The organism is Rhizobium sp. Root1212, from assembly GCF_001424985.1.
Classification (GTDB): domain Bacteria; phylum Pseudomonadota; class Alphaproteobacteria; order Rhizobiales; family Rhizobiaceae; genus Pararhizobium.
Window position 1 is genome coordinate 42760 of the sequence record NZ_LMDA01000011.1, and the last position, 26225, is coordinate 68984.

At 57.7% G+C, this 26225-nt stretch carries 25 protein-coding genes and 2 pseudogenes; 7 read left to right on the forward strand and 20 right to left on the reverse strand.

The features are described 5' to 3' along the window. Positions 1–96: 96 nt before the first annotated feature. From ASC86_RS12010 to treY, 5 genes are all read right to left on the reverse strand, one after another. Positions 97–333: a hypothetical protein gene (locus ASC86_RS12010; protein ID WP_056321023.1), complete on the reverse strand. Its 237-nt coding sequence runs from the start codon at positions 331–333 to the stop codon at positions 97–99. Beyond that, positions 330–908 (reverse strand): DUF2934 domain-containing protein, encoded by a 579-nt coding sequence (locus ASC86_RS27035; protein WP_082510128.1) that lies wholly within the window; start codon positions 906–908, stop codon positions 330–332. The genes ASC86_RS12010 and ASC86_RS27035 overlap by 4 nt, the downstream gene beginning before the upstream one ends. After that, the gene (locus tag ASC86_RS12020) at positions 905–1216 is read right to left on the reverse strand and encodes a DUF3175 domain-containing protein (protein WP_056321081.1); all 312 of its coding nucleotides are present in this window, start codon (positions 1214–1216) and stop codon (positions 905–907) included. The genes ASC86_RS27035 and ASC86_RS12020 overlap by 4 nt, the downstream gene beginning before the upstream one ends. A 51-nt stretch (positions 1217–1267) precedes the next feature. After that, positions 1268–1582 (reverse strand): hypothetical protein, encoded by a 315-nt coding sequence (locus ASC86_RS12025; RefSeq protein WP_056321026.1) that lies wholly within the window; start codon positions 1580–1582, stop codon positions 1268–1270. A 183-nt stretch (positions 1583–1765) separates the two neighbouring features. After that, positions 1766–4288, reverse strand: coding sequence for a malto-oligosyltrehalose synthase (gene treY / locus ASC86_RS12030; protein ID WP_056321031.1), 2523 nt, complete (start codon positions 4286–4288; stop codon positions 1766–1768). Between the two features lie 293 nt (positions 4289–4581). Here treY and ASC86_RS12035 point away from each other — a divergent pair, with 293 nt between their 5' ends. Genes ASC86_RS12035 through malQ form a run of 3 tightly spaced genes read left to right on the forward strand, consistent with a single transcriptional unit; the run spans position 4582 to position 9063 of the window. Then, entirely contained in the window at positions 4582–5364 is a 783-nt protein-coding gene (locus ASC86_RS12035; RefSeq protein WP_162245001.1) for an SDR family NAD(P)-dependent oxidoreductase, read from the forward strand. A gap of 28 nt (positions 5365–5392) precedes the next feature. Then, the gene (gene treZ / locus ASC86_RS12040; protein ID WP_056321083.1) at positions 5393–7174 is read left to right on the forward strand and encodes a malto-oligosyltrehalose trehalohydrolase; all 1782 of its coding nucleotides are present in this window, start codon (positions 5393–5395) and stop codon (positions 7172–7174) included. A 35-nt stretch (positions 7175–7209) separates the two neighbouring features. Continuing rightward, complete coding sequence (gene malQ, locus ASC86_RS12045) at positions 7210–9063, forward strand: 4-alpha-glucanotransferase (RefSeq protein ID WP_056321036.1); 1854 nt, start codon at positions 7210–7212, stop codon at positions 9061–9063. Between the two features lie 348 nt (positions 9064–9411). Here malQ and ASC86_RS12050 read toward each other — a convergent pair whose 3' ends face one another. Together ASC86_RS12050 and ASC86_RS12055 are read right to left on the reverse strand one after the other, a co-directional pair. Next, positions 9412–9621, reverse strand: coding sequence for a hypothetical protein (locus ASC86_RS12050; protein ID WP_056321039.1), 210 nt, complete (start codon positions 9619–9621; stop codon positions 9412–9414). A gap of 199 nt (positions 9622–9820) precedes the next feature. Further along, positions 9821–10687, reverse strand: coding sequence for an SDR family oxidoreductase (locus tag ASC86_RS12055; protein ID WP_200943811.1), 867 nt, complete (start codon positions 10685–10687; stop codon positions 9821–9823). A 164-nt stretch (positions 10688–10851) separates the two neighbouring features. Here ASC86_RS12055 and ASC86_RS12060 point away from each other — a divergent pair, with 164 nt between their 5' ends. Both ASC86_RS12060 and ASC86_RS12065 read left to right on the forward strand, forming a co-directional pair. Then, positions 10852–12639 (forward strand): glycoside hydrolase family 15 protein, encoded by a 1788-nt coding sequence (locus tag ASC86_RS12060; protein WP_056321042.1) that lies wholly within the window; start codon positions 10852–10854, stop codon positions 12637–12639. Beyond that, complete coding sequence (locus tag ASC86_RS12065) at positions 12636–13490, forward strand: SMP-30/gluconolactonase/LRE family protein (protein ID WP_056321045.1); 855 nt, start codon at positions 12636–12638, stop codon at positions 13488–13490. The genes ASC86_RS12060 and ASC86_RS12065 overlap by 4 nt, the downstream gene beginning before the upstream one ends. A 508-nt stretch (positions 13491–13998) precedes the next feature. On the opposite strand, the gene ASC86_RS12075 is transcribed toward ASC86_RS12065, so the two are convergent. Next, positions 13999–15687, reverse strand: coding sequence for an ATP-binding protein (locus ASC86_RS12075; RefSeq protein WP_056321051.1), 1689 nt, complete (start codon positions 15685–15687; stop codon positions 13999–14001). Continuing rightward, positions 15665–17176, reverse strand: a complete 1512-nt coding sequence (locus tag ASC86_RS12080) for an ATPase domain-containing protein (protein WP_056321090.1) — start codon at positions 17174–17176, stop codon at positions 15665–15667. Before ASC86_RS12080 ends, ASC86_RS12075 begins: the two co-directional genes overlap by 23 nt. Positions 17177–17507: 331 nt before the next feature. Between ASC86_RS12080 and ASC86_RS25795 the strand changes: the two genes are divergently transcribed. After that, positions 17508–17948 (forward strand): hypothetical protein, encoded by a 441-nt coding sequence (locus tag ASC86_RS25795; RefSeq protein ID WP_156387027.1) that lies wholly within the window; start codon positions 17508–17510, stop codon positions 17946–17948. 50 nt (positions 17949–17998) lie between these two features. Here ASC86_RS25795 and ASC86_RS12090 read toward each other — a convergent pair whose 3' ends face one another. The 5 genes and pseudogenes from ASC86_RS12090 to ASC86_RS12105 all read right to left on the reverse strand — a co-directional run bounded on the left by ASC86_RS12090 (position 17999) and on the right by ASC86_RS12105 (position 21257). Further along, positions 17999–18706: a haloacid dehalogenase type II gene (locus ASC86_RS12090; protein ID WP_082510132.1), complete on the reverse strand. Its 708-nt coding sequence runs from the start codon at positions 18704–18706 to the stop codon at positions 17999–18001. Positions 18707–18785: 79 nt separating this feature from the next. Further along, entirely contained in the window at positions 18786–19673 is an 888-nt protein-coding gene (locus ASC86_RS27040) for an ATP-binding protein (protein ID WP_348270768.1), read from the reverse strand. Between the two features lie 106 nt (positions 19674–19779). Continuing rightward, positions 19780–19926: pseudogene (locus ASC86_RS27045) on the reverse strand (hypothetical protein); the annotation flags it as partial. A gap of 141 nt (positions 19927–20067) precedes the next feature. Next, entirely contained in the window at positions 20068–20460 is a 393-nt protein-coding gene (locus tag ASC86_RS27050) for a PAS domain-containing protein (protein ID WP_348270769.1), read from the reverse strand. After that, positions 20460–21257 carry an alpha/beta hydrolase gene (locus ASC86_RS12105; protein ID WP_056321059.1) on the reverse strand — a complete coding sequence of 266 codons (798 nt, stop codon included), beginning with the start codon at positions 21255–21257 and terminating at the stop codon, positions 20460–20462. The genes ASC86_RS27050 and ASC86_RS12105 overlap by 1 nt, the downstream gene beginning before the upstream one ends. 70 nt (positions 21258–21327) lie before the next feature. On the opposite strand from ASC86_RS12105, the pseudogene ASC86_RS26645 reads away from it, so the two are divergent. Beyond that, positions 21328–21720: pseudogene (locus tag ASC86_RS26645) on the forward strand (response regulator); the annotation flags it as partial. Between the two features lie 210 nt (positions 21721–21930). Here ASC86_RS26645 and ASC86_RS26650 read toward each other — a convergent pair. The 6 genes from ASC86_RS26650 to ASC86_RS12130 all read right to left on the reverse strand — a co-directional run bounded on the left by ASC86_RS26650 (position 21931) and on the right by ASC86_RS12130 (position 25820). Continuing rightward, a complete protein-coding gene (locus tag ASC86_RS26650) occupies positions 21931–22137 on the reverse strand; it encodes a hypothetical protein (RefSeq protein WP_082510136.1) in 207 nt (68 codons plus the stop codon). A gap of 4 nt (positions 22138–22141) precedes the next feature. After that, positions 22142–22333, reverse strand: coding sequence for a hypothetical protein (locus tag ASC86_RS12115; protein ID WP_056321093.1), 192 nt, complete (start codon positions 22331–22333; stop codon positions 22142–22144). Between the two features lie 80 nt (positions 22334–22413). Further along, the gene (gene glgA, locus ASC86_RS12120) at positions 22414–24048 is read right to left on the reverse strand and encodes a glycogen synthase GlgA (protein WP_082510138.1); all 1635 of its coding nucleotides are present in this window, start codon (positions 24046–24048) and stop codon (positions 22414–22416) included. A 312-nt stretch (positions 24049–24360) separates the two neighbouring features. Further along, positions 24361–24543, reverse strand: coding sequence for a hypothetical protein (locus ASC86_RS12125; RefSeq protein WP_056321062.1), 183 nt, complete (start codon positions 24541–24543; stop codon positions 24361–24363). Positions 24544–24782: 239 nt separating this feature from the next. After that, on the reverse strand, positions 24783–25178 hold the full coding sequence (locus tag ASC86_RS25230; RefSeq protein ID WP_082510146.1) for a hypothetical protein: 396 nt from the start codon (positions 25176–25178) through the stop codon (positions 24783–24785). Between the two features lie 84 nt (positions 25179–25262). Beyond that, positions 25263–25820 (reverse strand): ferritin-like domain-containing protein, encoded by a 558-nt coding sequence (locus ASC86_RS12130; protein WP_082510140.1) that lies wholly within the window; start codon positions 25818–25820, stop codon positions 25263–25265. Positions 25821–26225: the final 405 nt, after the last annotated feature.

Consider the following 26225-nt stretch of genomic DNA (forward strand, 5'->3'; position numbering starts at 1 on the left):
AGGCGAGCCATCTCGGTTGAGGCCCCCCGGTCACAGTAAACTTTCGATGTCGCACCAAGTTCCGTTGCGCCGGAAGGCGCAGCTTGCTTCTCAGCTCTATCCTCGAAACTCGCCCTCGTTCATGTCGCGCTCGTCATAATTGATGTCCCAGTCCTTGGTGTCTTTGTCCTTGCCCGGCGTTTTCTTGTTGACCGTCGCGTCGTCGGAATGGGTGATCACGCGCGGCTTGGCGCTGCTGACACCGTTGTTGGTGCCACCTGCATGGTTGCTTTCGGACTGCCCTCTGGCGTCCTGTTCAATCTGCGATTTGGACGGTTTGCCATTTTTTGTCATGATTGGGCTCCTGGGCGTTCGGACCGGCGGTTTCTCATATCATCCTCAGCCTGCGTCTCGCCCACTGCGCGGCGCAGTCCCTTTTCGGCCTCTCGAGCCAGACGTGTGCGACGCCGGGCGGCGGTCGGATTATCCGCAGCGCGAGAATCATCCGTTTCGGCTGGAACCGTCTCGAGATCGTCACTCCCGAGCGCGCCCCATGACGGATTCCATTCGACGCCTTCGGTCAGCTCCACGAAGATCGGCTTGCCGCTTTCTCCATTGTGGGATTGGGCCAGTTTGAAAGCAGCCTCCGGCTCCATCTCCTCACCAGGAAATATCGAATCGTCTTGCCCGGTCTCGGCGATCTTGCGGACATATCCGCGAACTTGATCGCCGGAATGATAGAACTTGATCACCAGTGATCCGGCAGACGCCGCGCCAGCAGAGTAAGGTGTGTAGCGAGCGCCTTCGCCGGTAGCGCTGGCTTCGCCGTCTGCCGCCTGATACCAGTGCGCAAGATCCCGGCCTTCCGGCCGCCCCTCGCTCTCCCAGATCTCGTAGGCGCGCAGTCTTTTTTCCTCTTCGTCGATCATGACTTGCCTCCTGAGATTTTTCGCTGCTTGCCAAAGTCCTTGCGCAACTCGTCCTTGGCGCGATTGAGCGTCGCCAGGCGTGATCGGGACAGCTGCTTGCCAGCGCGATTGATGTAAAAGGTGAGCATCGACATCGCAGACTGGAAAGGGCTGGCCTTGCGTCGCGGGCTCTCTTCCGCTGAGTGTTTGAGCGAATCCGCGATCTTCTTGGCGCTGCGCTGCTTAAAGACCCCGCCTTCGAGATCCATCGCATCGCTGTTGTCGGTCACGTCCTGCGACCATTTCTGCATGGTTTTCTTTTTGGGCATCGGATCCTCCGCATGTGAAGCGGCGCCGTCGGTGATGACGCCGTCTCCCAATCAATGATGGGCTTGGTGCTCATTGCGCTTGCGCGTGGCAGCGGCCTTCTTGGCCGAAGCGGAACGCTCTTCCTTGGTCCGTGATGCAGCAGCGGCACCACCCTTGCGCCCGCCCTTTTCGGAGGAGGCATGGTTTTCGGGATGGCCACGGCCGGATCCAGCCTTCTTGCCACCGCCGCTCTCCTTGTTGACGGTGGCCCACGCGCGGCGCTCGGCTTCCTTTTCGGACACGCCACGGTCTTCGTAGCCTTCCTCGATGTGCTCAGCCTTGCGCTTCTGCTTGTCGGTATAGCCGGACTTGTTACCTTGGGGCATGGAACATCTCCTTAGCTGTAAAAGACAAAAACTGCCGTTTCACTGTAAAGTTCCGGGGATTGGTTCGCGCCTGGAGCGCATTGTGAGGCGCGGCATACCCGCCATCTGCTGCTTTTGACGATCGAACGGCCGAAGCGAGCTGCAAGCGAAGCAGCGGCACGAGTGGACAATCCCTATCGGATCTTACTGAACCGATCTCAAAACAGTGAATGCACTTTCGAAGTTTTGAAGTTCAAGCACTTCGCTCAGCTTGACCTGTCGATGTGTGAATACATCGACGAAACGGCGGTTATGGAGGACGTCAGGAATGGCGACGCTAAGTCCCTGCCAGGACGAAATACCAAGTGTTCGAGCTCCATAGCTAAGCCGCTGTGATATGATGAGAATAGCGTCGTTCCCTTCCGCGCGTGCATAGGCAAGGACGCTGTGCGCCTTCGTCCCGCTTCCAGAGAGCGGGATATAGCTCCCTTTACGAAATAAGGAGGGCATTTCTTGGCGCAGGCGAAGGAGCGTGGCGATGACATGCTGCTTCAGTCGACCGCTTGCCCAAGCATCGTCGTCGAAACTGGATTTATCGGTCTTCACCAAGCGCTTCTGGAGCATGGCGAAATCCGGCTCCCGGCGATTGTCAGGGTCTACGAGACTGAAGTCGAGGCCTTCACTACCCTGGTAGATATCGGGCACGCCAGGACCAGTGAACTTGATAATCGTCTGGGTGATGCCGTTGACGAGGCCGGCCCGGGCGAAAGGACGAAGTGTATCGGCAAAATCAGCAAGGAACGCCTGATTGTCAGGAGATAGCAGGTGGCGGGCATAAGCGATCACAGCCTGTTCATAAGCTTCATTGCTATCGCCCCAGTTGGTGCGCAGCTTTGCTTCCCGCAGCGCCTTTTCGACATAGGCGATAAAACGCCCTTCAAGTGCTTTCAGGCCTTCCCGGTCTTCCGAATGAAGGTCGACGGGCCAAGCGCCCGCTAAGGCTTGGTAGAGCATCCACTCGACCGCTGGCTCGGGTGCCAGGCCGTCATCCAGGGTGGTTGCCGCGCTTCTGTTCACAGTCCGCCACCGGCTGACCGCGTCGCTCCAGATTTCCGGAGCTTCGGTTATGGCATAGAGGCGTGCACGGGCATCCTCTCCACGCTTGGTGTCATGGGTCGATGTACCGGAAAGCGCGTCAGGCTGACGCTTCAGTCGGGTTTGCATTTCCTGATGAAAGCGATCGAGCGAAAAGGCGCGTGGCAGCGGTTCGGCGCCGACTTCGTTCAGCGCAAGCGCCATGTGTTGGCGGAAGAACAGGGTGTCCTCGACCGATTTCGCCATCAACGGGCCCGTCAGTTGCTGGAAACGGGTGCGAAAGACGGTCGCCGTGGCGGCAACGGAGGATTCCACATCGCCGGTCAGCATGCGTTCGAAGAATGCGAGCGCCGGTTCATCCGGTGCATTCGGCCCTTGACGGACTTTTTCCAGAACGACGGCGAGCATCTGCCGGCCCTCCGGCGGCAGGCCTTGGCGGGTGCCGTATGTCCGATAGACCGGAAAGCCGATAAGCAATTCGCGCAGGGCCGCTTTCAGCGCTTCTTCCGGCAACGCCGAATCGCGATCTTTCGTCTGGACGATTTGCCGCGCGAGTTTCAGCAGTGTTGCAACCTCGCCGGCGAAGTTCTTGTCCGCCATCAGCAATTTTGCCGCGCGCAATTCGGCTTCCATATCGATCGGCCGGCCGGCGACCGTATCGTATGCGGTGCGCAGTTCATCCAGTTTCTCACCATCGACCAATGCGTCGCTGATGGCGGAAATGAATTCGTAGCCGGTGGTGCCGGAAATCGGCCAGTCGGCCGGGATATGTTCTCCTTCTCCGAGGATCTTTTCCACGGTGATGTAGCAGTTCGGTCCGGCCTCACGGCGCAGTTGCTCCAGATAGGCTTTCGGATCGGCAAGGCCGTCGACATGATCGACGCGCAAGCCGTCCACCGCTCCGGAATGCACGAGTTCGAGGATGAGCTTGTGCGTGTCGTCGAACACCGCTCCATCTTCGACGCGGATACCAGCAAGGCCGGTGATCTCGAAGAAGCGGCGATAGGAGAGGTCTCGCGGCGCATCCCGCCAGGACATCAGCCGGTAGTGCTGCAGTTCGTGCAGTTTGGCAATCGCCGCCTTGTCGACAAGTTTGAGGACGTCAGCTTCGCGGCCCGAATAGGTCTGCGGATTGAGCGGGTAGAAGGTTTCGTAATAAGCGAACGCCGGTCTGCCCGTCTTCGGATCGGGCTTCAGCGAAATCTCGCCGGCCCCCAATACCGTCTCGAACGTGTCGCCAAGAAACGGGAGCGTCAGCTTGCGCGACCAGTCGATATCGAAATGGCGGGCGTAGCGGCTATTTTCGCCATTCTCGACGACATCGCGCCACCAAGGGTTTTCGAGCGACGCTGCCATGTGGTTCGGCACGATATCAAGGATAAGGCCAAGGCCGGCGGCCTTCAGCGTCCGGACCATCCGCTCGAAACCTGCGCGCCCGCCGATCGAAGGCTCGATCTTGTTGGCGTCGGTTACGTCGTAGCCGTGGGTCGAGCCGCTCGTCGCGGTGAAGACCGGCGAGGCATAGAGGTGGCTGATGCCGAGGCGTTTCAGATAGGGAACCAGTTCCGCCGCGCGGTCGAAGGTCATGCCGTTGCGGAACTGAATGCGATAGGTGGCTGTCGGTATAATCATGACGTTTCCAGCGAATTAAATGAGGCGGGCAGGATCAGGTGCGGGTTTAGCCATCCGACCAGGCCAGCAAAGATGGCCGCGCAGTAAACCTGACGGACCGCAAGTTGTTCCGCTTCACATCGAGGCATATGACAGGACGTTGAGCAGGGGTGGGCTATTGTCGAATACCTTAGCGCCTCGGCGCTAGGCGGCTCACGCGCGCCTTACCGGCGAACGTCATCAAACGGACCATGAGCGAGGGTCTGGAACTTCGGCATGCTCTTGAAGTTTCTACTCGCGCAAAGATGTTGGAGATTGCAATGACGTCAGCCGTAGCCCTCGTCACTGGAGCCGGATCCGGAATCGGAAAGGCAGCGGCATTAGCCTTAGCCAGCGATGGATTTGCCATTGGGGCGCTTGGTCATACCGAAGACGAGATCTCCGCCACGGTCGCCGATATAAAGGGCGCCGGAGGTGAAGCTGTTCAGCTTCTCGCCGACATCTCCGACGAACTTCAGATGACGGAGGCTGTTAGCCAGCTCGTCACTCAGTTTGGCCGCCTCGACGTTGTTGTCGCCAACGCGGGCATCAACGGTGTCTGGGCGCCCATCGACGATCTGAAGCTTGCAGAGTGGAATAACACGATCTCCGTCAACCTGACGGGGACCTTCCTGACAATCCGCGCGAGCGTGCCCGAGCTGAAGAAAGCGGGCGGCGGCTCCATCATCGTTGTCTCTTCGATCAACGGAACCCGCACATTTACGACCCCGGGTGCGACGGCCTACACGGCGACAAAAGCCGGTCAGGTCGCGATGGTTCAGCAACTCGCTCTGGAGCTCGCCCGCCATCGCATTCGCATCAACGCCGTCTGCCCTGGTGAAATTGAAACCAATATCGACGCGAATACCAGCCTGCGCAAAGTAGAGGAGACCGCGATACCGGTTGTATGGCCCGAAGGCCAGGTGCCGATCACCGGGGGCTGTCCAGGCCGCAGCGAAGACGTTGCTGACGTGATTGCCTTCCTGGCTTCCAACAGATCTCGCCACATTACCGGTTCCCCGATCTGGGTCGATGGTGGACAGGGATTGCTCCGGTGATGACATTTTTTCAAAGCAGGATGGTATCGTGATCGAATATGCATTTGGCCCGCTGATCGATGAGCACGGCGTCGAGTTCCGGTTATGGGCTCCCCTTAAGGACAGCGTTCATGTGCGTGTGGAAGGACGTAAGGCCGAGCCGATGGAGCCAAACGATAACGGCTGGCATCGATGCCGGCTGGATGGGCTCGGGCCTGGGAGCCGCTACAAGTTTGTGATGCCTGACGGCTCCGAGGTGCCGGACCCGGGATCGCGCCATCAGCCGCACGATGTGCATGGTCCAAGCGAGGTCATCGATTTGTGTCGATACGAGTGGAAGACCAATGCGTGGTCCGGTCGTCCGTGGGAAGCGATGGTCATCTATGAGCTGCATATTGGCTCGTTTACATCGGAAGGAACGTTCCGCGCTGCAATCGCAAAGCTTGATCATCTGGCGGTTCTCGGGATCACCGCGATCCAAATTATGCCGGTCAGCGAATTTCCCGGCCGCTACAACTGGGGCTATGACGGCGTCCTCCCCTACGCATCGGACAGCAGCTACGGCCGTCCCGAAGACTTCATGGCGCTAGTGGACGCCGCGCACGAGCGCGGCATCAGCATCTTTTTAGATGTTGTCTATAATCACTTTGGCCCAGATGGAAATTACCTTCCAACTTACGCGCCTCTCTTTACCGAAAATCACAAAACACCATGGGGCAATGGCATAAACTACGATGGCGAAGGTTCTCGAGCCGTCCGTGAATTCATCATTCAGAACGCAATCTATTGGGTCGAGGAATACAGATTGGACGGGCTGCGCCTCGACGCGGTGCATGCCATCAAGGACGATAGTGAAGAACATCGTCTCCAAGAGCTTGCCCGCCGGGTCCGCGATACCGCCGGGGCGAGGCATGTTCATCTAATCGTGGAGAACGAAGACAATGACAGCGATCTGTTGAGGCGAGATCAAAAGGGGCAGGCTGTCAACTTCACCGCACAATGGAACGACGATGTTCACCACGTCCTTCACATCGCTGCAACCGGTGAAACCTTTGGCTACTACCAGGATTACGCCGATGACACCGGCAAGGTTGGCCGGGCACTTGCGGAGGGTTTTGTTTTTCAAGGCGAACATATGCCTTATCGTGGCGGAAACCGAGGCAAGTCGACCGATCATCTGCCACCAACCGCCTTCATCTCGTTCATCCAAAATCATGATCAGATAGGTAATAGGGCACGGGGCGATCGCATGATCACCTACCGACCGCTTGCGCCCCTTAAAGCAGTGACCGCTATCTACCTGCTGTCGCCGCAAATCCCGATGCTCTTCATGGGTGAGGAGTGGGGCGCACGGGAGCCGTTCCCCTATTTCTGTGACTTCGATGAAGATCTGAACGACAAAGTGAGGAAGGGACGCCGTGAGGAGCTGTCGCGTCTTCCGGGCTTTGACGCTGACGATTTGCTTGATCCCACAGCGGAGTCGACGTTCGAAGTGGCAAAGCTCAACTGGTCCGCGATCGCCGGTCTGGACGCTTCAGAGATGCTGGCCTTTTACAGCTCTCTTCTTGCTCTGCGGCATCAACGGATCGTGCCGCTGTTGAAAGACATTGGCAATGGCAATGCGTCGTTTCGCCAGGAGGGCAGCGCAACGACTGTCGACTGGGTAACGAAACATGGCGCAACGCTAAGCTTAGTTGCAAACCTTTCAGACGGCCCGGTGCGGCTACGGACATCGCCAGCAGCGGAGCCAATTTTTTCCCTCGGATCATTCAGCCACGAAACGTTATCGGCTTGGGCTGTCATGGTCAGCCTTACCGAACCTCGGAGCTGACCTGGCATGGCTTCCTCTTGGAAAGTGGCGCTGCGATGACCTTGCATCTCGACAAGTTAGCCAAAAGGCATGGGATCAGCTTGACAAGGCCAAGCCCGCAAGAGGTGGACGTGGCCGTTACCGACACCACAAAGCGGAAAATTCTTTCGGCACTTGGCGTGGCGGCTGACAGCGATAGTCAGCCCGGAAGACGGAATGATGCGGATAAGAAGTCTTCCAGCAGGATCATCCCGCAATCCTTCCTGCCAGAGTTTCTCAAGTCCAGTCGCGTCTGGGGTATCAGTCTGCAGCTCTACGAGCTGCGCTCAGAGCGCAACTGGGGCATTGGCGATTTTGAGGATCTCGTCGTGATGATCCGCCTGGGCGGGTCGCTGGGTGCCGACTTCATCGGGCTCAATCCTCTTCACGCCCCTTTTCTTGCCGACCCCGATCGGTGTAGTCCGTATGAACCGTCAAACCGCCAAATGCTTAATCCGCTGTATATCGCAGTCGATAAGGTCACAGGGTTCGAAAGCAACCCTCATCTCGAAGCACGGCTGCAGGAGCTGCGGTCGACCGATCTTGTCGACTACGTCCATGTTGCCCACATCAAGCTCGGAGTTTTGCGTGATCTTTGGATGAGCCGGAGATCCTCTCCCGATCGTCACTCGAAGGACCGGCAAGAGTTCAATGCTTTCGTCCAGGGCGGCGGTGAAATCTTGCGACGGCACGCGTTGTTCGAAGCCCTGTCCGCGTTCATGGGAGAACAGGGTATCGGGGCTGGTTGGGCCTCTTGGCCCGCCGAGTATCAGCGGCCAGACAGCGCCGAAGTCGTCGCGTTCGCCAACAAACAGCCAGACTTGATCGAGTTTCACATCTGGCTTCAGTGGCTTTGCCATCAGCAGCTGGCAAGGGCCGTAGAGGCGATGCGTGACGCCGGTTTGCGAATAGGACTTTATCTTGACCTGGCTGTCGGAGAAGCACTCGATGGCTCAGCGACCTGGAGCGAGCAGGGTGCCTATATTTCGCAGGCGACGATCGGCAGCCCACCGGATCCGTTCGCGCCCGAGGGGCAGGATTGGCATTTGGCAGCCTTCCATCCGTCATCGATCGCTTCGGGCTGCGACGCGCCATTTCGGAGGATGGTCACGGCTGCGATGCGTTACGCCGGCGCCATAAGGATTGATCATGCAGCCGCTCTGCGCCGGCTGTTTCTCGTGCCGCTCGATAGTTCGCCCGATGAGGGTGCCTATGTCGACTACCCACAGAGCCAGCTGTTGCAGATTTTGGCCGATGCTTCCTCGGAATTCAAATGCTTGGTGATTGGCGAGGATTTGGGAATGTTGCCGGAAGGGCTGCAGGACGATCTCGCTGCAGCCCGGATCCTGTCTTACCGCATCCTGTCGTATGAGCGCGAAGAAGATGGCTTCAAGCCTGCAGCGGATTATCCTCGGCTGTCGCTTGCATGCGTCTCGACCCACGACCATCAGACCTTGGCCGGATGGTGGCGTGGCGCTGACATCAAAGCTAGGTCGGACCATGGAATCGTTCCTCCTGATCTGACAGAGGTGCATATCGAACAGCGTCACCATGAGCGAGAGGATTTAAAGGTAGCGCTAAAGGAAGCAGGCGCCTATCCGCTGAATCGCTGGCCTTCGTCCGTTGCGAGCGACGAAAAACTGAAAGACCTCGTCGTGAGCGCTCATGGCTTCATCGCCAAAACCGCGTCCATATTGGCTGTGGTTCGACTGGCCGACATGACAGGTGAGAAGCGTCCAACGAATATTCCGGGCACTAGCGACAGTTACCCCAATTGGAAACCAAAGCTCTCCGTGCCGATGGAAAAGTTGGGGAGCTTGCCTTTGCTTTCGCAGATCGCTGGGGCAATGCAGAACGAACGGCCAAAGTAGCTCGTTACACTTGGACGCGGGCGATCCTGGCCAGATAGTCGATCAGCGCTTTCCCATGGCCGCCGAGCTGTGCGTTAATGTACGCTTATCAAATTCGGCTCTGCTCGCGGTCTGCTTCCTTTCAAGAATGGTCTTTCGTTCGGCATGAGCATCTCTAACTACCCGCCCGACAGCGGATTGAGAGAGCAATTACCTTTTCCCGTTACTGCCATTGGTGAAATAGGCCTCACCATCGGTCAGAGGCTGACAGCACGAAAGCGAAAGGGCCGCAGCAGTCTTTTAGATACGGCGGTTCATCGAATCTCCAGCTTAGTTCAGGCTTCCACAACCGTCATTTGCTGCCAAGGTCTATCCGCACCGCAACTGACCGAGGGCGTGCTCGATCCGCTCGACTTGATGCTCTGGAACTCGGTTGGCCGCAGGGTCTTCGGCCGCCGAGATTTCGGCTACCGTCAAACCGGTGGCGATCGCAAAATCTTCAAGGCTGTATTCTTTCGCCAGACGGGCGGCCAGGCGACGAGCCGCAGCTGTGGTTTGCAATGTAACAAGCTGATCCATACGAGAATCTCCACATTCCACTTGCGCAAACCTCCTTAGGCCAACGTGCAATGCTCACCTGCAAGGCCACGGCCTCTGTCTCTTCGCAAGCCGTAGATGCCAGACTGATAGAGACCGCGACACTCTTCGGCGATTCGCGATCTCTTGACTAAGGCAAAGGCGGTGGCCGCTCGACCTTTCGGGTCAGCGACCAGACGTATTAAATCATGATCTCGCCGCCAGTCACGGGGATGACGGCGCCCGTCATATAGCTTCCGAGATCAGAGGCGAGGAGGACATACGCCCCTGCCAGCTCTGCTGGCTGTCCCGCGCGGCCGATGAGGGTATTTTCCCCAAACTTCGCAGCTTTTTCGGCTGGCATTGTCGAAGGTATGAGCGGCGTCCAGATCGGCCCGGGTGCAACGGCATTCACACGGATCCCTTTTTCCGCCAGCATCTCAGCCAAACCTGCGGTGAAGTTTGAAACTGCGCCTTTGGTGGATGCGTAGGCCAGAAGCTGCGGCGATGGCTGGCGCGACTGGATCGAGGTTGTGTTGATGATTGAGCTGCCGGGCTTCATGTGAGGAGCGGCAGCCTTGGACAGGAAGAATGGTGCGTAGATGTTAGTGCGGAAGGTTTCGTCCCATTCCTCGGCTGTGATGTCCGCAATGCCCGCGTAGGTTCGCTGAAACGCAGCGTTGTTGACGAGAATATCGATCCCGCCGAGTTCGTCGATGGCACGCTTTACAAGATCCTTGCAGTGTTCTTCGGATTTGATGTCACCGGGAGCTACCAGGGCCTTGCGCCCGGCATCCTCAACCCACTTTGCAGTATCGCGAGCGTCATCGTCTTCACTGAGGTAGGAAATGACGATGTCAGCACCTTCGCGAGCAAAAGCAATGGCGACGGCCTTGCCGATACCGGAGTCAGCCCCTGTGATGAGGGCGACTTTGCCGGTCAGCTTGCCATCGCCCTTGTAGGACGTTTCGCCATGATCGGGCACAGGTTTCATTTCGGCTGTCTTGCCCGGTGGCTCCTGCTGCTGTTCCGGATAGGGCGGAGTAGGGTGGCGCGTTTTTTCCATCATGTGTCTCCTTGTTGGGGTTAGGACGAAAACCATGAAGGACGCTCCAGGTTCCCTAAGGATGATTTCTAGCTCGGATGGGAACAACAGTGGGCGGCCGTGCTTTATCCCGGACAAGTCCACGTCACCTCTCCCTTCGGTTTGCAAGGGCATCGAATTGGTCGTCAATGCTTCATCACCTTGTCCCCGACCGCACCCATGGTTTTCTTCCCCTTGAACACTATGCGGCTATCGGAGATGGACGTTCGGTTGCTCTCATCGGAGCAGATGGTTCGATCGACTGGTGGTGTGCTCCAGAGATGGATTCACCTCCGCTTTTCAATCGCATGCATGACCGCGATGGTGGACGCTTCTCCATTACCCCGGCGGAGCACTTCAAGATTGAACGACGGTACCGGGAAAACAGCAATGTTCTCGAGACGACCTTCATTACCGAAAAGGGATGCGCCCGGGTCACTGAATCCCTGAACAGCGGTATCTCGGGGCGTCTTCCGTGGTGTGAACTGGCGCGCCGGATCGAAGGTCTGTCGGGATCCGTCGAGTTTCAGATCAGGCTCAATCCAATATGTGCTCGCGGAGAGGTCATCCGGGCTGACCACCCGAATGCAAAAATCCGCTACCTCGGCGATCTTACAACGACCTTTTGCCACGATGACCAGGTCGAGATCACGTTGGATACTGACGATCACACCGAAGCGACATACGTCACAACGGAAGGGCAAGGAACATGTATCGCGCTGCTTGCCGCTGATCGTGCCCCGCTCGCGATCCCGCGCCTGTCGGACATAGATGCCCGCATCGATCTGAGCGACAGAGAATGGAAACGGTGGGCGGCTCAGCTCACCTACGACGGACCGTTTGCCACCGATCTCGTGCGATGCGCACTCTCGCTGAAATTTCTGCTATTTTCGGAAACCGGTGCGATCGCTGCCGCTGCGACCGCAGGCCTTCCTGAACGAATTGGCGGCGACAAGAACTACGACTATCGCTTCGCCTGGGTGAGGGACGCGGCATATACGATCAAGGCGCTGCTGCGAGCCGGCGCGCTGTCGGAGCCGATCGCTGCTTTCGGCTGGCTCGTCCGGACGATTGAGGCTGACGGTCTGGAACCGAAGGTCGTCTACACCTTGCGCGGAAAAGAGGTCCCGAATGAAGAAGTGATCCAAGTACCCGGTTATCTCGGCTCCTCGCCTGTACGGCGGGGAAACCGTGCAAAGCAGCAGCTGCAACTGAGCTGTTATGGCGATTTCCTGGAGACGGCGTTCCTGTTCGCGAAGATGGGTCACGTCCTTGATCCTGCGGCATCGAAGCTCCTGGCCCGTCTGGCGGATCAGGTGGTCGAGCGGTGGCGGCTAAAGGATTCTGGAATCTGGGAATTGGAGGAAGAGAACCATTACACCTTCTCCAAGATCGGTTGCTGGCTGGCGCTGGACAGGGCCGTGAGGCTTGCGGATGAAGGGCACATCGAGGGTCGACGTCGGGACACCTGGTGGACGGAGCGCGATATCATCCGCGACTGGATCGATGAAAACTGCTGGTCGGCCGAGAAGCAGGCGTACTCGTTCTATGCTGGCACGGACAAGCTTGACGCCTCCCTGCTGCTTGTCACGCGGTTTGAGTTCGACCGTGACGACCGCATGCGAATGACCCGTCAAGCGATCGAGCAAGAACTCGCGGTCGGGCCGCTGGTCTACCGCTACTCGGGCGCTGCGCAGGAGGAGGGGGCGTTCGTCGCCTGTTCTTGCTGGCTGGTCGAGGCCTATGCTTTTCTCGGCGAGGTGGACCGCGCCAAGGAAATGCTCGGCGAACTCCTGAAGCGGCTCGGAAACAATTTCGGCATACTCAATGAGCAGATCGATCCGGCGACAGGAGCGGGCCTCGGTAATATGCCGCAGGGGCTGAGCCACCTTGCGCTCCTCCACGCAATATTCTCGATACAGGAGAACTTCGGATGATCGAACTCCTCGACGTAGAACTGCCGCTCAGCCAACTCGGCGAAGGGGCCTATTGGAGCAAGCACAGCTCGACATTCTATTGGGTCGATATCGCCGGGCATAAAGTTCACGCCTATCGCTTACCCGACAAGGTCCACTCGTCATGGCAACTCTCGAAAGAAGTGAGTTTCGCCTTTCCGCAGCAGGATGGCCACCTCCTGGTTGGTCTCACTGACGGCGTTTACGACTACAACCCTGAGAGCGGCGAGGAGGTGCCAATAGCCCTTCTCGATCTTCCGAGCCACCATCGCTTGAACGATGGGAAGGTGGACCCGGCCGGACGGCTATGGGTCGGGACCATCAACACCGCCGACGAGCCGAGCGAAACTGCGGCACTTTACGTGCTGCGGGACGATCGCTTGGAGGAAGTCGAGGGTAGCTATGCAAATGCCAATGGCAAGGCCTGGAGCCTCGACGGTACCGTGATGTATCACGCCAACACCAGCCGTGGGACGATCTGGAAATATGACTACGATGTCGAAACCGGGGCGACGTCGAACAAACGGGTCTTCGTCAGACACGAAGACTGGAATCCGGATGGCCTCTGCATCGACCCCGATGGAAATCTGCTCATTGCAGTTTTCGGGGGCGCCCGGGTCGAGGTCTATTCACACCGCGCCGAGCACGTGCGTGACATTGAGTTGCCCGTACCGAATGTGACGAGTTGCGATCTTACAGAAGACGGGACACTGTTCGTCACCACGGCTTTCGATGGGATGTCATTGGAGGCTCGTTCTAATGCACCGCAGTCGGGCGCAGTCTTTAACTGCCATTATTTCGACGGGCATGAGCGAAACGTCAACTCCCAATGATACGCTTCAGTGGGATCTGCAGCCGTCGCCTTCACGTGCGATATCGCGTTTCGCTCGAGAAACCGTTCAAGCATTCAGAGCTCGGCTTCGGCGAACCCTAGTCGCGTTTCCGCAATCATCTCCGCCAATATGGAGATGATCGCTCGGAGCTGACTGTCTACTGCGGGAAGGACCTCATCGGACGCGACTGCCGCTTCCCTTAGGGCGAGGGACATCGCCGGTTCGCAGAACCGCGCCGCCTTGGAACATCTGGCCATCGCTCGGAAACCATAGGCTTGTCAGCCGCGCAACCTCCGCGTCTCCACACGATAGAGCAAGGCGGGCACCGATCACCGTCGCGCGCTCACCCATGCCGTCGAGTGGAACAAATGAGCAATGGCTATGCCGCAAGCTCAGGCCAACGTTCGCATCAGATCACGCAGAGCACCGTGGCAACGATATGGGCACCATCCGTAGCCTTGAATCCCCGCACTTGAGGAGAAAGAACCTGATTAGTCTCCGAGAAACCTCACCGGCTAGACAAAACTGCCTGAAGCGCCTTTGCCAATTCCGAGAGCTGGTACGGTTTCGGCAGTATTCGAATCCCCTCGGCATCTGCCGCTTTCTTCGCCGCATCGGAGTACCCGCTCGTCAGGAGTATCGGAAGCTCAGAACGCCGTTTTCGTATCTCCTTCGCGAGATCAATGCCGTTCATTCCGCCCGGCATCATGATATCGGAGAACACTATGTCGATGCTTCGCCCGTTGGCGAGCGCACCGAGTGCAGCGGCGGCAGTTGCGGCCCTGGTCACCTCAAAGCCGAGCTCGTCCAGCATCTCGCTGACAAGCACAGCGACTTCTTCGTCATCTTCGACCAGTAAGACGCTGCCTGCAGATGCGGGGCGTCGGCGTTCGACATGAAGATCGATAAGATTGCTTTGATCCTGTGCCGGCACCTTCATGGAACGCGGCATCAGCAATGTAATCGTCGTCCCTTCGCCGGGTTCGCTGTCGATCTCGACCTTGCCTCCCGACTGCGTGATAAACCCGTGCACCTGCGCAAGGCCGAGGCCGGACCCCTTGCCAATTTCCTTGGTCGTGAAGAACGGCTCGAAGACCCGAGCTCGGACCTCGGGCGACATCCCCACTCCGTTGTCGCTGATCGATAGGCTGACCCAATCATTTGTCGTTCCATGCTGATCGGCGCGAGAAATATTCGCCGCGCTGATCAAAATCGTTCCGCCATCAGGCATCGCATCCCGGGCATTGACCGCAAGGTTGAGAACAACAAGTTCCAGTTCGCTTGCATCAACCTCGACGGGCCACAGATTCGGCGCGAATTCCAAGCTGACGTGAACATCGCCCCTGAGGCTGCGATCAAGCAGCTCGCGCATCCCGCCGATCTGACGCTCAAGATCGACAGTTTGTGGCTTGAGCTCCTGACGGCGAGAAAATGCCAATAGCTGGCGGGTGAGGCCGGCGCCTCGCTCTGTCGCCTGCCGCATTCCATCCATCAATCGCTGACGTTTGACAGGGTCGACCTGCCGGTCCAGCATTTGCAAACCACCAGAGATGACCATCAGCAGGTTATTGAAGTCGTGGGCAACGCCGCCGGTCAATTGGCCTATCGCCTCGATCTTCTGAGCCTGGCGAAGCTTTTCCTCGATCTGCGCGCTTACTTGCATCTGATCGCGCAAAGACGCATTCGCTGCTTCGAGCTCGGCGGTGCGGGCGACCACCTGCTCTTCCAGCGCTTGCGCTGCTCGCTCGCGCTCCAGCAGCAATGACCGCAGTTCCAGCTGGCGCGATCGTGCCCGCAGTGCCGCTTGGACGGTGCTCACAAGTGTCAGCCCTTCCACCGGCCGTTCCAGAAGCGATACGTTCCGTAAAGAGTGGATCAGCTTTTGCCGCCAACTCTGGATGCCTGTCTGTTCCTGTCGGCTGGTGAGCAGGATGAATGGATGATCCGACCATGGCGGTTGGGCAGAAACCCACTCGAACAGATCGGCCAGGTTTTTGCCGAACAATGCCTCTTCAGCAATAAACGACGATGCCGCCCCAACTGTAAGGGCCTGTAGCACGCCTTCAAGATCGGTACAGATAACGGGTTCAATGCCGCTTTGGCGGAGCAAACCAGCCGACGCGGATGCATCCCTGCCGATGGGGGCGAAAACGATGACCGGGCCCAACTCGATGCTACCGGGCACCTTCGTTCCCATCCGACTTTTCTGTCGCAACACGCGCGTACTGTGGAGTTCCGGCGAGCACGCCTGTAAATCCTCGCGTAGGAGGCCCAAGTCGTATGCCTTTTCCCGAGAGACTGAATTCGCGCACACTGTGCTCGTGCCGGCCGCTCCGCTTCTTGACGACAGAAATCGCCCGTTTGACCGCCCCGTCAACCTCGAAATACCGCAGCATGACGACGGAATCGCTGAGATAGCTCAGGTCCAACGGCGCTTCCACCGGTCCGACAAGGCCGTGCTGGGCAAGCACGACGATCGTCAACACACCACGCTGACCTAGGTAGCTGAGCAGCTCATGCATCTGCAAGATCAGAAACCGTTCGTCCGGCATCGCATTCATGTAGCCGTTCAGGCTGTCGATGATGATGACGCGTGCGCCGTCAACCTCGACACTTTTTTGGACGTTGGCGGCAAACTCGCCCGGGGACATTTCTGCGGGATCGATTTGCTGCAACCGGATAAGCCCGCTATCGAGCCGACTTTTGAGGTCAAAACCAAGGTTTTTGGCACGCGCCTGTAGTGTACCGCGTCCCTCGTCGAAGGCGTAGACGACAGCATGCTCGCCGCGATCTGCGGCCGCGAGTGCAAAGCTCAACGCAAGCGATGATTTTCCAACTCCCGCTGCGCCGAGGAACAGCGCATTGGTTCCTCGCTCCAATCCCCCGCCGAGCATTTCGTCGAGTTCGGCATTGCCGCTGGGCGTGAACTCTTCACTGAAATCCTCGTGGTGATCGGCTGCGATGAGCCGCGGATAGACATGCAGGCCGCCCTTTTCGATGGTAAAATCGTGGTAGCCGCCGCGAAATCTGATGCCGCGCATTTTGACGACGCGAAGGCGTCGGCGTTCGGCGCCGTAGTCGATGGCGGTTTGCTCAAGCAGGACGACCCCATGTGAGATCGAGTGCAGCTGCAGATCGTTCTGCTGCGATGAAAGGTCGTCAAGGAGAATGACCGTGCATTGCCGACTCGCGAAATAATGCTTCAGCGCCAGTACCTGCCGCCGGTACCGCAGCGGGCTGTGCGCGAGCAATCGCAGTTCAGACAAGCTATCGATGATCACCCGCTTAGGGTTCAGCTCGGAAACGCGGTCCAGGATGAGCTTGGTGGTCTCGTTGAGTTCGATCTCGGCCGGATGAAAAACCGTCAGTTCGCGTTCGGGATCGAGGGTCGTTTCCGGCGGCACCAGCTCGAACACAGATACGCCGTCGAGCGACCAGCCGTGACGGGTTGCGACCAGCCGCAGTTCGTTTTCAGTTTCGGACAGGGTAACATAAAGGACTGGCTCGCCTTGTTTCACACCTTCGAGCAGAAACTGCAGGGCGATCGTCGTTTTCCCAGTGCCAGGCCGGCCCTCATAAAGATAGAGCCGGTCCTTGTCCAATCCGCCGTCGAGAATCGTGTCCAGACCGGTAACGCCGGAGGAGATGCGCGCCGGATCATCGACGTCGTGCTTTGTTTCGATCATTTCGTACCCTGCCTCGAACACATTAGGCTGAGAATATAGATCGTAGTCGATCATACTCAAGTGGAGCCAAATCCGCGGGTTCTCACGCGGGGCAGTTCATTTTTCGCTTATTCAACGGCTCGAGCTCGGTGGCGCACGGTCTCACTAGGCGTTACCGCCTAGGACGAGGTAGCATCTGGATGAACCTGTCGAAGGCTGACACGTCGTATCGACAGGGGTTCATTGCGTCACTTATTGAAGTGAGGATCTCGGGTAGCTCCCAATCGACAAGCCCCGGCATGGCTTCGGCCAGCGTTTCGTACCAAAGCAACAGTGAGCCGCTGAGCCTGAGGTGCAGGTCGAAGTTGGGTCGAGCTCTTCCGGCATCATGATCTCTATGGGCTTGGGCGACATCAGGGTCGATTTTCTTGAACAGATAGCGATCTGCGAAGCCGAGGCGCTCGTCATGGAGCGCCTGCCGGGTAAATCGTTGCTGTGCGATCCAGTAGGGCTCCGGTACTTCTCCGATCTGCCACATTGCCCAGATGAAATGCAGCTTCAATGGATCGGTGTCGCAAACGGCTACCCCGTGTGCTTGCTCCTTCGCAACGGCCTCGGCCCAACGCTTGGAATTCCATTCGGTCCAGATCCGTGCGGCATCTCCTGGTCCCGCATGGCGATCGGGCCGCTCGGCGGGATAGCTTTCCTTGATCAGGTATTGAGCGGCGTGCTGTTGGCATCACGTCGTTTTCCCTGCCGCACTGATGCCTTCAACGACGACGATCATTCGTGATATGCTTATCCGGAATAGCTGAATTCAAGTCCGAGACTTCCTAGCTTGTGTTAGGGCAAGAGCAGTGCAGCAGCTCCAGTTAAATCCGACACTTCCGCATAAGGCAGCCAATCAGGGTTGCCGGCCTCACCTCGCCGGTTGACCCAGATGCCGCGCAGGCCCAATTCATGACGCGCCTTCATGTCCCAGTACATGCCCATCGCCACGTGCACGGTCTCATTCGGGGTCACGCCCATATCGCGGTACGCGTACTCGAAGAGTTGTCGCGACGGTTTGTAGGCCTTCGCCTGCTCGGCGATGATGACACAGTCGAACGGCACGCCGATGCGCGCGACCGTCGGCGCGATGAGATCATCGTCGGAATTCGTGAAGATCGCGAGTTTGTAACGCTCGCGCAGCCTCCGTAAAACCTCCGGAACCTCGGGGTGCGGTCCCATCGTCATGGGCGAGGACACAATGCGATCTATCTCGTCGGCCCCAGGGGCCAGACCATGTTTGCAGAAAGCAGCCATAAAGCCACTTCGCAGGATGTCTTTATAGAGGCGGTGCGGCTTTTCCGCCGTCAGGCGCCGTGCCTCCGCCGAGAAGCTGTCGAGGATCGCCGGTGCACTCTTATCGTGGGCGTGGTGTACCGCCAGCAAGACACCGATCTCGTGAAGAAGCACCTCGTACCACTGCACCAGTGTGCCGTAGCAGTCGAAGGTGATCACCTTGGGTGCGGGCGCGAGGCTGAACATTGAGTTGTCGCGAGCTGGCATGGAAATAACCTGATGTTTTATCCTGCCAACAGATCACGAAACTGCAATTCGGGCAACGCTCTCGGTGAGTGTGGAGCTGTCACGCTCTTCGTTTCGGTCGCTGGTCGAGAGCTAATCGCACCTTGCGCGCCAGGTCCCCTAGCGCTGCCGGCTTCTCCAGGAAGATCACGCCTTCATCAAGCACGCCGTTATGAATAACCGCATTCCGGCTATACCCAGTCGTGAACACGACCGGCAATCCCGGCCGCTTGCGCCATATCTCGTCTGCCAGTTTTCGGCCATTCATCGGTGCCATGACGATATCCGTGAACAGCAGCTTCACGTCCGGACGCTCGTCGACGATTTTAAGGGCTGCAAATGGCCCGTCGACCGCGACGACAGGATATCCCAGTTCCTCCAGCATCCTTGTATGCACTTCCCGAACACTGGCGTCATCTTCTACCAGGAGAACAACTTCGCTCGCCGAGCCGCGCGGCACGCTTTCGTCTTTCAGCTGCTGCCCTGCCTCGCTCGGTCCATAGTCACGCGGCAGGTAAATCTTCATGGTCGTCCCGACACCAACCTCAGAGTAGATCTTCATGTGCCCATTGGACTGCTTTGCGAAGCCGAACACCTGGCTGAGCCCCAGCCCGGTTCCCTTGCCAACCGGCTTGGTGGTAAAGAACGGGTCGATCGCCTTTTTGATGATATCAGGCGGCATACCACACCCTGTATCGGTCACGGCGATCATCACATACTGGCCGGGTCGGATGTCGTGCTCAGCCGCATAGGTTTCGTCGATATGCGCGTTTGCCGTCTCGATCGTCAGCTTGCCGCCGTCCGGCATGGCATCGCGGGCGTTGACGGCCAAGTTGAGAACTGCATTTTCGAGCTGGTTCGGATCGGCCTTGGTCCGCCACAAGCCGGCCGCCAGTACCGTCTCTTTCTGAATGGGTTCGCCAAGTGTCGAAGCCAGAATTTCCGCCATATTCGCCACCAGTCTGTTGGCATCGACGGCTTGCGGGGGAAAGAGGTTGCTGTCGCGAGAAGGCCAGCAGCCTTTGGGTCAGGGTCGCGGCGCGGTTTGCTCCGTCCAGAGCCGCTTCAAGCAGCTTCGGGAGGTCATCGAGCGCGCCGCGGGCGATCCGGCGTTGCGCCATGGCGAGACCGCCGATCACCACGGCAAGCATGTTGTTGAAGTCATGCGCCACGCCGCCGGTGAGGTGGCCGAGTGCTTCCATCTTTTGCGCCTGGTGAAGAGCGCTCTCGGCGGCAGCCTTTTCCTGCACGGCTGTTGCGATCCGCTCTTCCAGCGTTGCATTGAGGTCTTTCAGCGCGGTTGCCGATCGCTCTGCCGCCGCGCGTGCCTCAAGGAGCTCTTTCTAATAACGGCGGCGGTCGGTGGCGTTGAAAATGGTCATCCGGATGAAGCTGACCGATCCGTCGTCGGCCAATCTCGCCACTGCGTTGACAAGGACTGGCAGACGGGTCCCGTCCGACTTCAGCATGTCGAGAGCGACTTCGTTGAAAGCACCCTGCATCGTCAGCAGCGGGGCAAAATGCGTTTCGAAGAAGATTTTCCCAGGCATGGTCAGGAAGTCGATAAACTTCCGACCGACGATCTTATCGGTGGATATGCCAAGCCAGGACGACATCGTCTTGTTGGCCAGCATGATGCGCCCGTCCGACCCAGCCGAGATGTACCCGCAGGGCGCATTTTCAAAGAGGTCCAATAGGTCGCCTACGTTTTGGGGGATGTTTAAGGTTGAGTCCATCAGGCGCCAGCTACGAATGCCTGGATAGCCTCAACCGTTTCCCGGGGATGGCTGAGGTTCGGGCAATGGCCCGTCGCCTTCATCATAACAAGTGTGCTGTCGGGCAGTTTGGCGTGAAGGTAGTGACCGACGGCGACTGGGGCGATGACGTCCTCCGCACATTGCAGGATCAGTGAGGGAACGCGCACCTTGTCGAGGTCTGCCCGATTGTCGGCCATGAACGTCGCGCGCGCAAAGTGCTTGGCGATTTCCGGGTCGGTTTTGCAGAAACTATTGGTCAGTTCCTCAGAGAGTTCCGGTCGGTCGGAATTGCCCATGATCGCTGGCGCCATTGCCTGCGACCAGCCCATATGGTTGCTGTCGAGAAAGTCCAGCAGTTCATCGACCTGCTGGCGACTGAAGCCACCATGATAATCGAGGTCGTCCATATATCGTGGTGACGGCCCGACGAGCACAAGTTGCGAGAACATTGTCGGCGCCTTAGCTGAAGCCAGCACCCCCATCATTGCACTAACCGAATGACCAACGAATATGCCGTTCGCGATCGCAAGCTCTTGCCCGATCTCCACGATGTCGGAGGCGTATCCATCCAAAGTACCGTACTTCTCAAAGTCATAGGCGGAAAGGTCGGAGCCTCCGGCGCCGACATGATCGAAGGTGACCACGCGGAAACGATCGGCGAATTGCGGTGCCACGTATCGCCACATATTCTGATCGCAGCCGAACCCGTGGGCGAACAGCATCGTTTTCGACCCATTGCCCATGATATTCACGTTGTTACGGTTTATGACTGACATGGAAGGCTCCCGGTCTGGCAAGCATCGGCTTGCGCGCGACCTCGAGCCGCAATTCTGATCTCCAGTAATATTGGCATACAACTGGGTCAGTCGTCGGGCTCATGAACTTTGGCAAATCGAAGGACAGCCTCAAGGGCGCGACCGGGATCACTGGTCGCAAGCTGTGAATGAATGGCAGTCAGGGCAATCTCCATCGAACACATTTGCCCCCGCAGAAATTCACAAGGTTCTCGTCGTGGACGACGAGCCCCTGATCAGGTTCGCGACACTGGATGCCTTGGAAGAGGCAGGCTTCGAGGTGTTGGAAGCTGCTAACGCCTATGAAGCGCTGATTATTATCGAGAATGTCGACGTTGATGCTGTTTTCACGGATGTGAACATGCCGGGGTCAACCGACGGCCTTGCGCTTGCGAAACTCGTTCGCGCCCGCGCGCCAAAGACGAGAGTTATCGTCACATCAGGTGCAGAACGTCTTCCCACCTTTCGAGTTCCGCGCGGTAGAGCAAACTTCAACATTATGATATTAGCTAACTTGCTCGCGGCAAGTAATCGCTCACCGTCGCGCACGCATCTTCAACGGCAAATATCGGAGCGAGGGTTATTGTCTTGGACGCTTCCGATCCGGGACGAAGGGTCGTGGACACTTGCAGCCAACCACAACCTTAGTTCGCACTCAAGGTTCGCCGGAACGATCCGGCGCATTCTCGTCGAAGCCAGCATGCCAGTCCTTGCCGTGTTCTTTTTGTCCGGGTGGCGTGCGATGTCCGGTGACGTCGTCTGAACGGGTTATGACCGTCGGCTTGGCGCTTGCCACACCAGTGCTTTTCCGATCTGCCTGGGATTTGGCAAATTGCCCTTTGGCATCTTGTTCCTGTCGCATGGGCTTACCTCCCGGTCTTCAACGCATCCGAAGGTTTGTTGCGCTCCGGATCCTTGTTGGTTTCACCGACCGCATCGCGGTTTTTGTCGGGATCGTCTTCGGCTGGGAGATAACCGCGCGGACGGGTCTCCTCGGGGCCTTCCCAGCGCGGTGATTGATCCGTTGTCCCAGCGGGGCCGTTTTTCGGTGTTTCGATAGCCATAGCTTTTTTCCTTTGTCTCGAGGCAACCGTTGGCGGAGACAAAGGTTCCCGGCTTTTGGAAACGAGAGCGGGCATCAGCAATCTCGGTCTACACGCGCCGCCAGCAACCTGTAAAGCGCCGCGTATTGTCGCGCACTGCGATGCCAGCTAAAGTTTGCCTTCATCGCCTGGATCTGAAGCTGCCGCCAGAACGCGGGATGCTCGAACGCGACAAGCGCCCGGTCGACGGCGTGATACAAGTCCTCCACTGATCCCGGCTGAAACTGGAAACCGGTCGCGACTTTGGCTTCCATGGCCGCTTCGTTGGCGTCGATGATGGTTTCCGCCAGACCACCCGTCCGCGCTACAATCGGGATCGCGCCGTAACGCAGCGCGTAAAGCTGCGTCAGGCCGCAGGGCTCGAACCGGGATGGTTGCAGTACCATATCGCTGCCGCTATGAATCAGATGCGCATCCTCTTCATTGAACTCGACGTTCAGCACGACTCTGCCGGGATATCGTTTTGCCTGCTCCGCCAAGGCCTGGATCATCATAGGGTCACCCTGACCGTAAACGATTAGCTTGGCGCCACGATCGACAATTCCGGGGACAATCGGGGCAAGAAGGTCGATCCCTTTCTGCCAGGTCAATCGGCTGACGACGGACAGAATTGCTCCATCATCTTGTCCGATACCAAACCGCTGCTCGATAGCGGCCCGATTGACGCGGCGTCTGTCGAGCGTATCGAGATCGTAGGTTGTAGGAATGAGGTCGTCCGTTAAAGGATTCCACAGTTCCTGATCGATACCGTTGACGATGCCACGCAAATCGTCGCGGCGGGTCGCAAGGAACCCGTCCATGCCCATGCCGAGGTCCGGCGTCAAGATTTCCCGCGCATAGGTCGGGCTGACCGTCGTGATGCTGTCGCTCAGCGCGATACCGGCCTTGAGTAAGCTAATGTCGCCGTAATACTCCAAGCAATCGGAACTGAAATATCGTGGCGATAGACCCAGTCGCGGGAAAATGTCGGCAGAAAACTGGCCTTGGAAGGCGAGATTGTGGATGGTGAGGACTGCCGGCGTTTTGACGCCGAGGTCTTGCATGTAGGCTGGTGTCAGCGCCGTCTGCCAGTCATGGGTATGGATGATATCCGGCACCCATCCGTCGATGAAACCAGCGGCAATCCTCGCCGCGGCCAGGGATAGCGCGGCGAAGCGTTTCCAGTTGTCAGAATAGTCGCGACCGGCACGGTCGACATAGAGTCCGCCATCGCGATGAAACAACGAAGGGCAGTCAAGCAGAAAAAATTGCAGGTCATGATGATGACCATGCAGCAGAGTGGCGCTTTCGCCGAGCAACTCCAACTTTCCGAGATTTTCAACGCTACTAAGGCTTTCGACAATGCGGTTGTAAGCGGGAAGCAATGTTGTTGTCGAAACGCCATGAGCTTGCAGGGCTTTAGGTAAGGCACCGGTGACATCGGCTAGTCCGCCGGTTTTCACGAGCGGGAATATCTCTGATGTTACAGATAAGACATTGAGAAGATCTGGAGGTGACGCTTTTTTGCTGCTTTCTATTGGCGAACGGGTCAGTTGACTGTTCGAATCAGGGACAGGTTCTTTTCGTTTGTCGAGGTATCGGAGGGTCGAAGCGATTGCTCGTCGCGAAATTGCTTCGCTGACCCTTTTGAAAGCAGGAAAAGCTAGCGTATCCCCGATTATCGATGTCATCGAACTGATGCCCCGCGCTACTCGTTTATCCGTGGATCGCCTCGCGATATCTTCGGCCCGCTGTCAAACACTCGCGACAGAACCAGTCTTTGTTGGAAATGTTCCCTAGCTGCCATTGCTTGTCGATAGACAGCGCGTGAACGCCTCTCCAAGCAAAGCACCATTTCCTGCGATCGCGACACTCTCCGGAGGTGTGGGTTAACGGACTTACAAGCGGTTGGGTCAATTTGTGCAGCGCTTGCCGAGCCATCAGGCCGGTTGGCCCAGATGAATAAGCCCGCCGAAGCGGGCTTTCTCGGGTTCAACCCGACATCATTTTTCGATCAGAGCGTCGGTCAACTCCATCTGTGATCTCGTGCCCTCATGGTATTTGGCCACTAGGATCGTCGCTTGCTTCAACGCATCTTTGCGCTTGATCTTGTGGTCGTTACACCAAGCATCGAGAACGCTTGTAACGATAAAGGCGTCCTTTGGCGGTATGCTCTGCAAATCCATGTTGGCTCTCTCCCATGACAGATAAAGCCCCCTGCGCCGCCCCCGACGCGAGAGAGAAGCTATCGCGAGAATAAGGCCTCGGAAACTAACTTTTTTATGCTCCGAAAAAAAACCCGGCGGGGAAGGCCGGGTTCGGGAGTTCGCTCCTTGAAGGTGTGATGAACCGTTCTTCACGCAGATCGAGATAGGCCGCAGTCAAAGTTGTTCAAGTCCCCTCTGCTACGGCGGTTTCGATTACGTTACTGGGTTTTCTCGGTTCCCGTAGGAGTAACCGATTGAGATTCTCCGCCTGTTCCTGACTGAGGAGTAGGGTCGCGGTCTGTCGGAGCAGTTTGCATCTTTTCTCCCACGGGGGTTGTGTTGTCGATGACCTTCTGATCCTGCGGGGTTACGACTGCGTTAGCGCCGGTTGGAGCAGGCTGGTCAACGGTTGTTGCAGGATCGTTGTCGACAGCCTCGCCATAGATTTCAGAGACGCCCCAAGCGACCATGGCCAACACCAGACCGCCGATCAGTACCATGAGCACCGGTCTGCCAAGGGAACCCTGTCGACCTTCGGTCGCAGATTCCACAACCACACGGCTATTGTCTGCATGGGAAACACGGTCTCCACGTTCATCGATATGAGTAGCCATTTTCATGTCCTTAAATTTGTTTCGGCTGATTTTCGCGAAACTGCGAGTTTTCGACCGGGACGCGGTTCATTCAACCGAGTCTGTTCAACTGAATGAACCAACGGCGGGGAGATCAGAGGATTTCCCGTCGCTATCCTCGACAACGGGCTCGACGTTCCCTTCAGCGTTTCGATTGACGACCGATATCGCGATGGTGGTCAGAGCGAGGTCGGCTGCCTCTTCCTCGTTCAGGGTCGTCTGCAGGATTTCGGCGGCCTCTTCGTAGCCAAGTTCAAGAGCCCAGGTCCGGAGGGTTCCGTATCGCGACATTTCGTAGTGCTCGACCGCTTGTGCTGCTGCCAGAAGACCAGCGTCAAGCGCCGGAGAATTGTGGTACTCCTCCATGATCTCCGCGGCTTCATCCGTGATGCCAAGGATGGCGTCGCACGTCTTTGCCTCTGGCTCCGCGCCGATCACGTTGAAGATCGCCTCTAGCCTCGTGACATGGACCTTGGTTTCGTCGAGGTGCTTGCGCAGTGCCGATTTTAGCTGGGCGTTCGAGGCGACCTGTTCCATCTCTGGCAAGGTTGCGAAGATCTTCTGCTCGGCGAAATAGACATCCCTAAGAGTATCGAGAAATAGGTCTTCCAATAGCCTGGCCATGACAATGTCCTTCAGAGCATTGCTTCCCGACAATCGGGTGCATCGGTGAAACAACCAGTGCGAATGACGAATGTTCCAGGCCCATCTGCCTCCTTCATTTCCATCCCGCTGCCATCCACAGATTCGGGATTTCGGGAAAGAAAAGGGCAAGCGCTCAGAGGAGACACTTGCCCTTTACACGTGACCATTAGGAGGATGGACGCAGGCAAACTGTCGTGTGATACGAAAGTTCCAGCGGGGCTACGGTTTTGATGACCGGACAGTGCCCCAATTTCGATGCTGCTGGAGGAGGAGTGAACCGCCCCGGCTTTGCCGGAGACCCCAACTCGTGAGAAGTAGGGTCTATGACAAGCAAAACGACGAACAAATTTTCTCCTGAAGTCCGCGTCCGCGCCGTTCGGATGG

Bases quoted from the DNA above. Each gene is read 5' to 3' on its own strand.
- malQ (WP_056321036.1), top strand. From the start codon at position 7,210: ATGACCTTGCATCTCGACAAGTTAGCCAAAAGGCATGGGATCAGCTTG.
- ASC86_RS25230 (WP_082510146.1), bottom strand. From the start codon at position 25,178: ATGGCTACTCATATCGATGAACGTGGAGACCGTGTTTCCCATGCAGAC.
- ASC86_RS12125 (WP_056321062.1), bottom strand. From the start codon at position 24,543: ATGGATTTGCAGAGCATACCGCCAAAGGACGCCTTTATCGTTACAAGC.
- treY (WP_056321031.1), bottom strand. From the start codon at position 4,288: ATGATTATACCGACAGCCACCTATCGCATTCAGTTCCGCAACGGCATG.
- ASC86_RS12130 (WP_082510140.1), bottom strand. From the start codon at position 25,820: ATGGCCAGGCTATTGGAAGACCTATTTCTCGATACTCTTAGGGATGTC.
- ASC86_RS27035 (WP_082510128.1), bottom strand. From the start codon at position 908: ATGATCGACGAAGAGGAAAAAAGACTGCGCGCCTACGAGATCTGGGAG.
- ASC86_RS26650 (WP_082510136.1), bottom strand. From the start codon at position 22,137: ATGCGACAGGAACAAGATGCCAAAGGGCAATTTGCCAAATCCCAGGCA.
- ASC86_RS12025 (WP_056321026.1), bottom strand. From the start codon at position 1,582: ATGCCCCAAGGTAACAAGTCCGGCTATACCGACAAGCAGAAGCGCAAG.
- ASC86_RS27040 (WP_348270768.1), bottom strand. From the start codon at position 19,673: ATGGCGGAAATTCTGGCTTCGACACTTGGCGAACCCATTCAGAAAGAG.
- ASC86_RS12060 (WP_056321042.1), top strand. From the start codon at position 10,852: ATGCTTCATCACCTTGTCCCCGACCGCACCCATGGTTTTCTTCCCCTT.
- ASC86_RS12090 (WP_082510132.1), bottom strand. From the start codon at position 18,706: ATGCCAGCTCGCGACAACTCAATGTTCAGCCTCGCGCCCGCACCCAAG.
- ASC86_RS12075 (WP_056321051.1), bottom strand. From the start codon at position 15,687: ATGGGAACGAAGGTGCCCGGTAGCATCGAGTTGGGCCCGGTCATCGTT.
- ASC86_RS12010 (WP_056321023.1), bottom strand. From the start codon at position 333: ATGACAAAAAATGGCAAACCGTCCAAATCGCAGATTGAACAGGACGCC.
- ASC86_RS12065 (WP_056321045.1), top strand. From the start codon at position 12,636: ATGATCGAACTCCTCGACGTAGAACTGCCGCTCAGCCAACTCGGCGAA.
- ASC86_RS12020 (WP_056321081.1), bottom strand. From the start codon at position 1,216: ATGCCCAAAAAGAAAACCATGCAGAAATGGTCGCAGGACGTGACCGAC.
- glgA (WP_082510138.1), bottom strand. From the start codon at position 24,048: ATGACATCGATAATCGGGGATACGCTAGCTTTTCCTGCTTTCAAAAGG.
- ASC86_RS12080 (WP_056321090.1), bottom strand. From the start codon at position 17,176: ATGATCGAAACAAAGCACGACGTCGATGATCCGGCGCGCATCTCCTCC.
- ASC86_RS12050 (WP_056321039.1), bottom strand. From the start codon at position 9,621: ATGGATCAGCTTGTTACATTGCAAACCACAGCTGCGGCTCGTCGCCTG.
- ASC86_RS27050 (WP_348270769.1), bottom strand. From the start codon at position 20,460: ATGGACTCAACCTTAAACATCCCCCAAAACGTAGGCGACCTATTGGAC.
- ASC86_RS12105 (WP_056321059.1), bottom strand. From the start codon at position 21,257: ATGTCAGTCATAAACCGTAACAACGTGAATATCATGGGCAATGGGTCG.
- ASC86_RS12055 (WP_200943811.1), bottom strand. From the start codon at position 10,687: ATGATGGAAAAAACGCGCCACCCTACTCCGCCCTATCCGGAACAGCAG.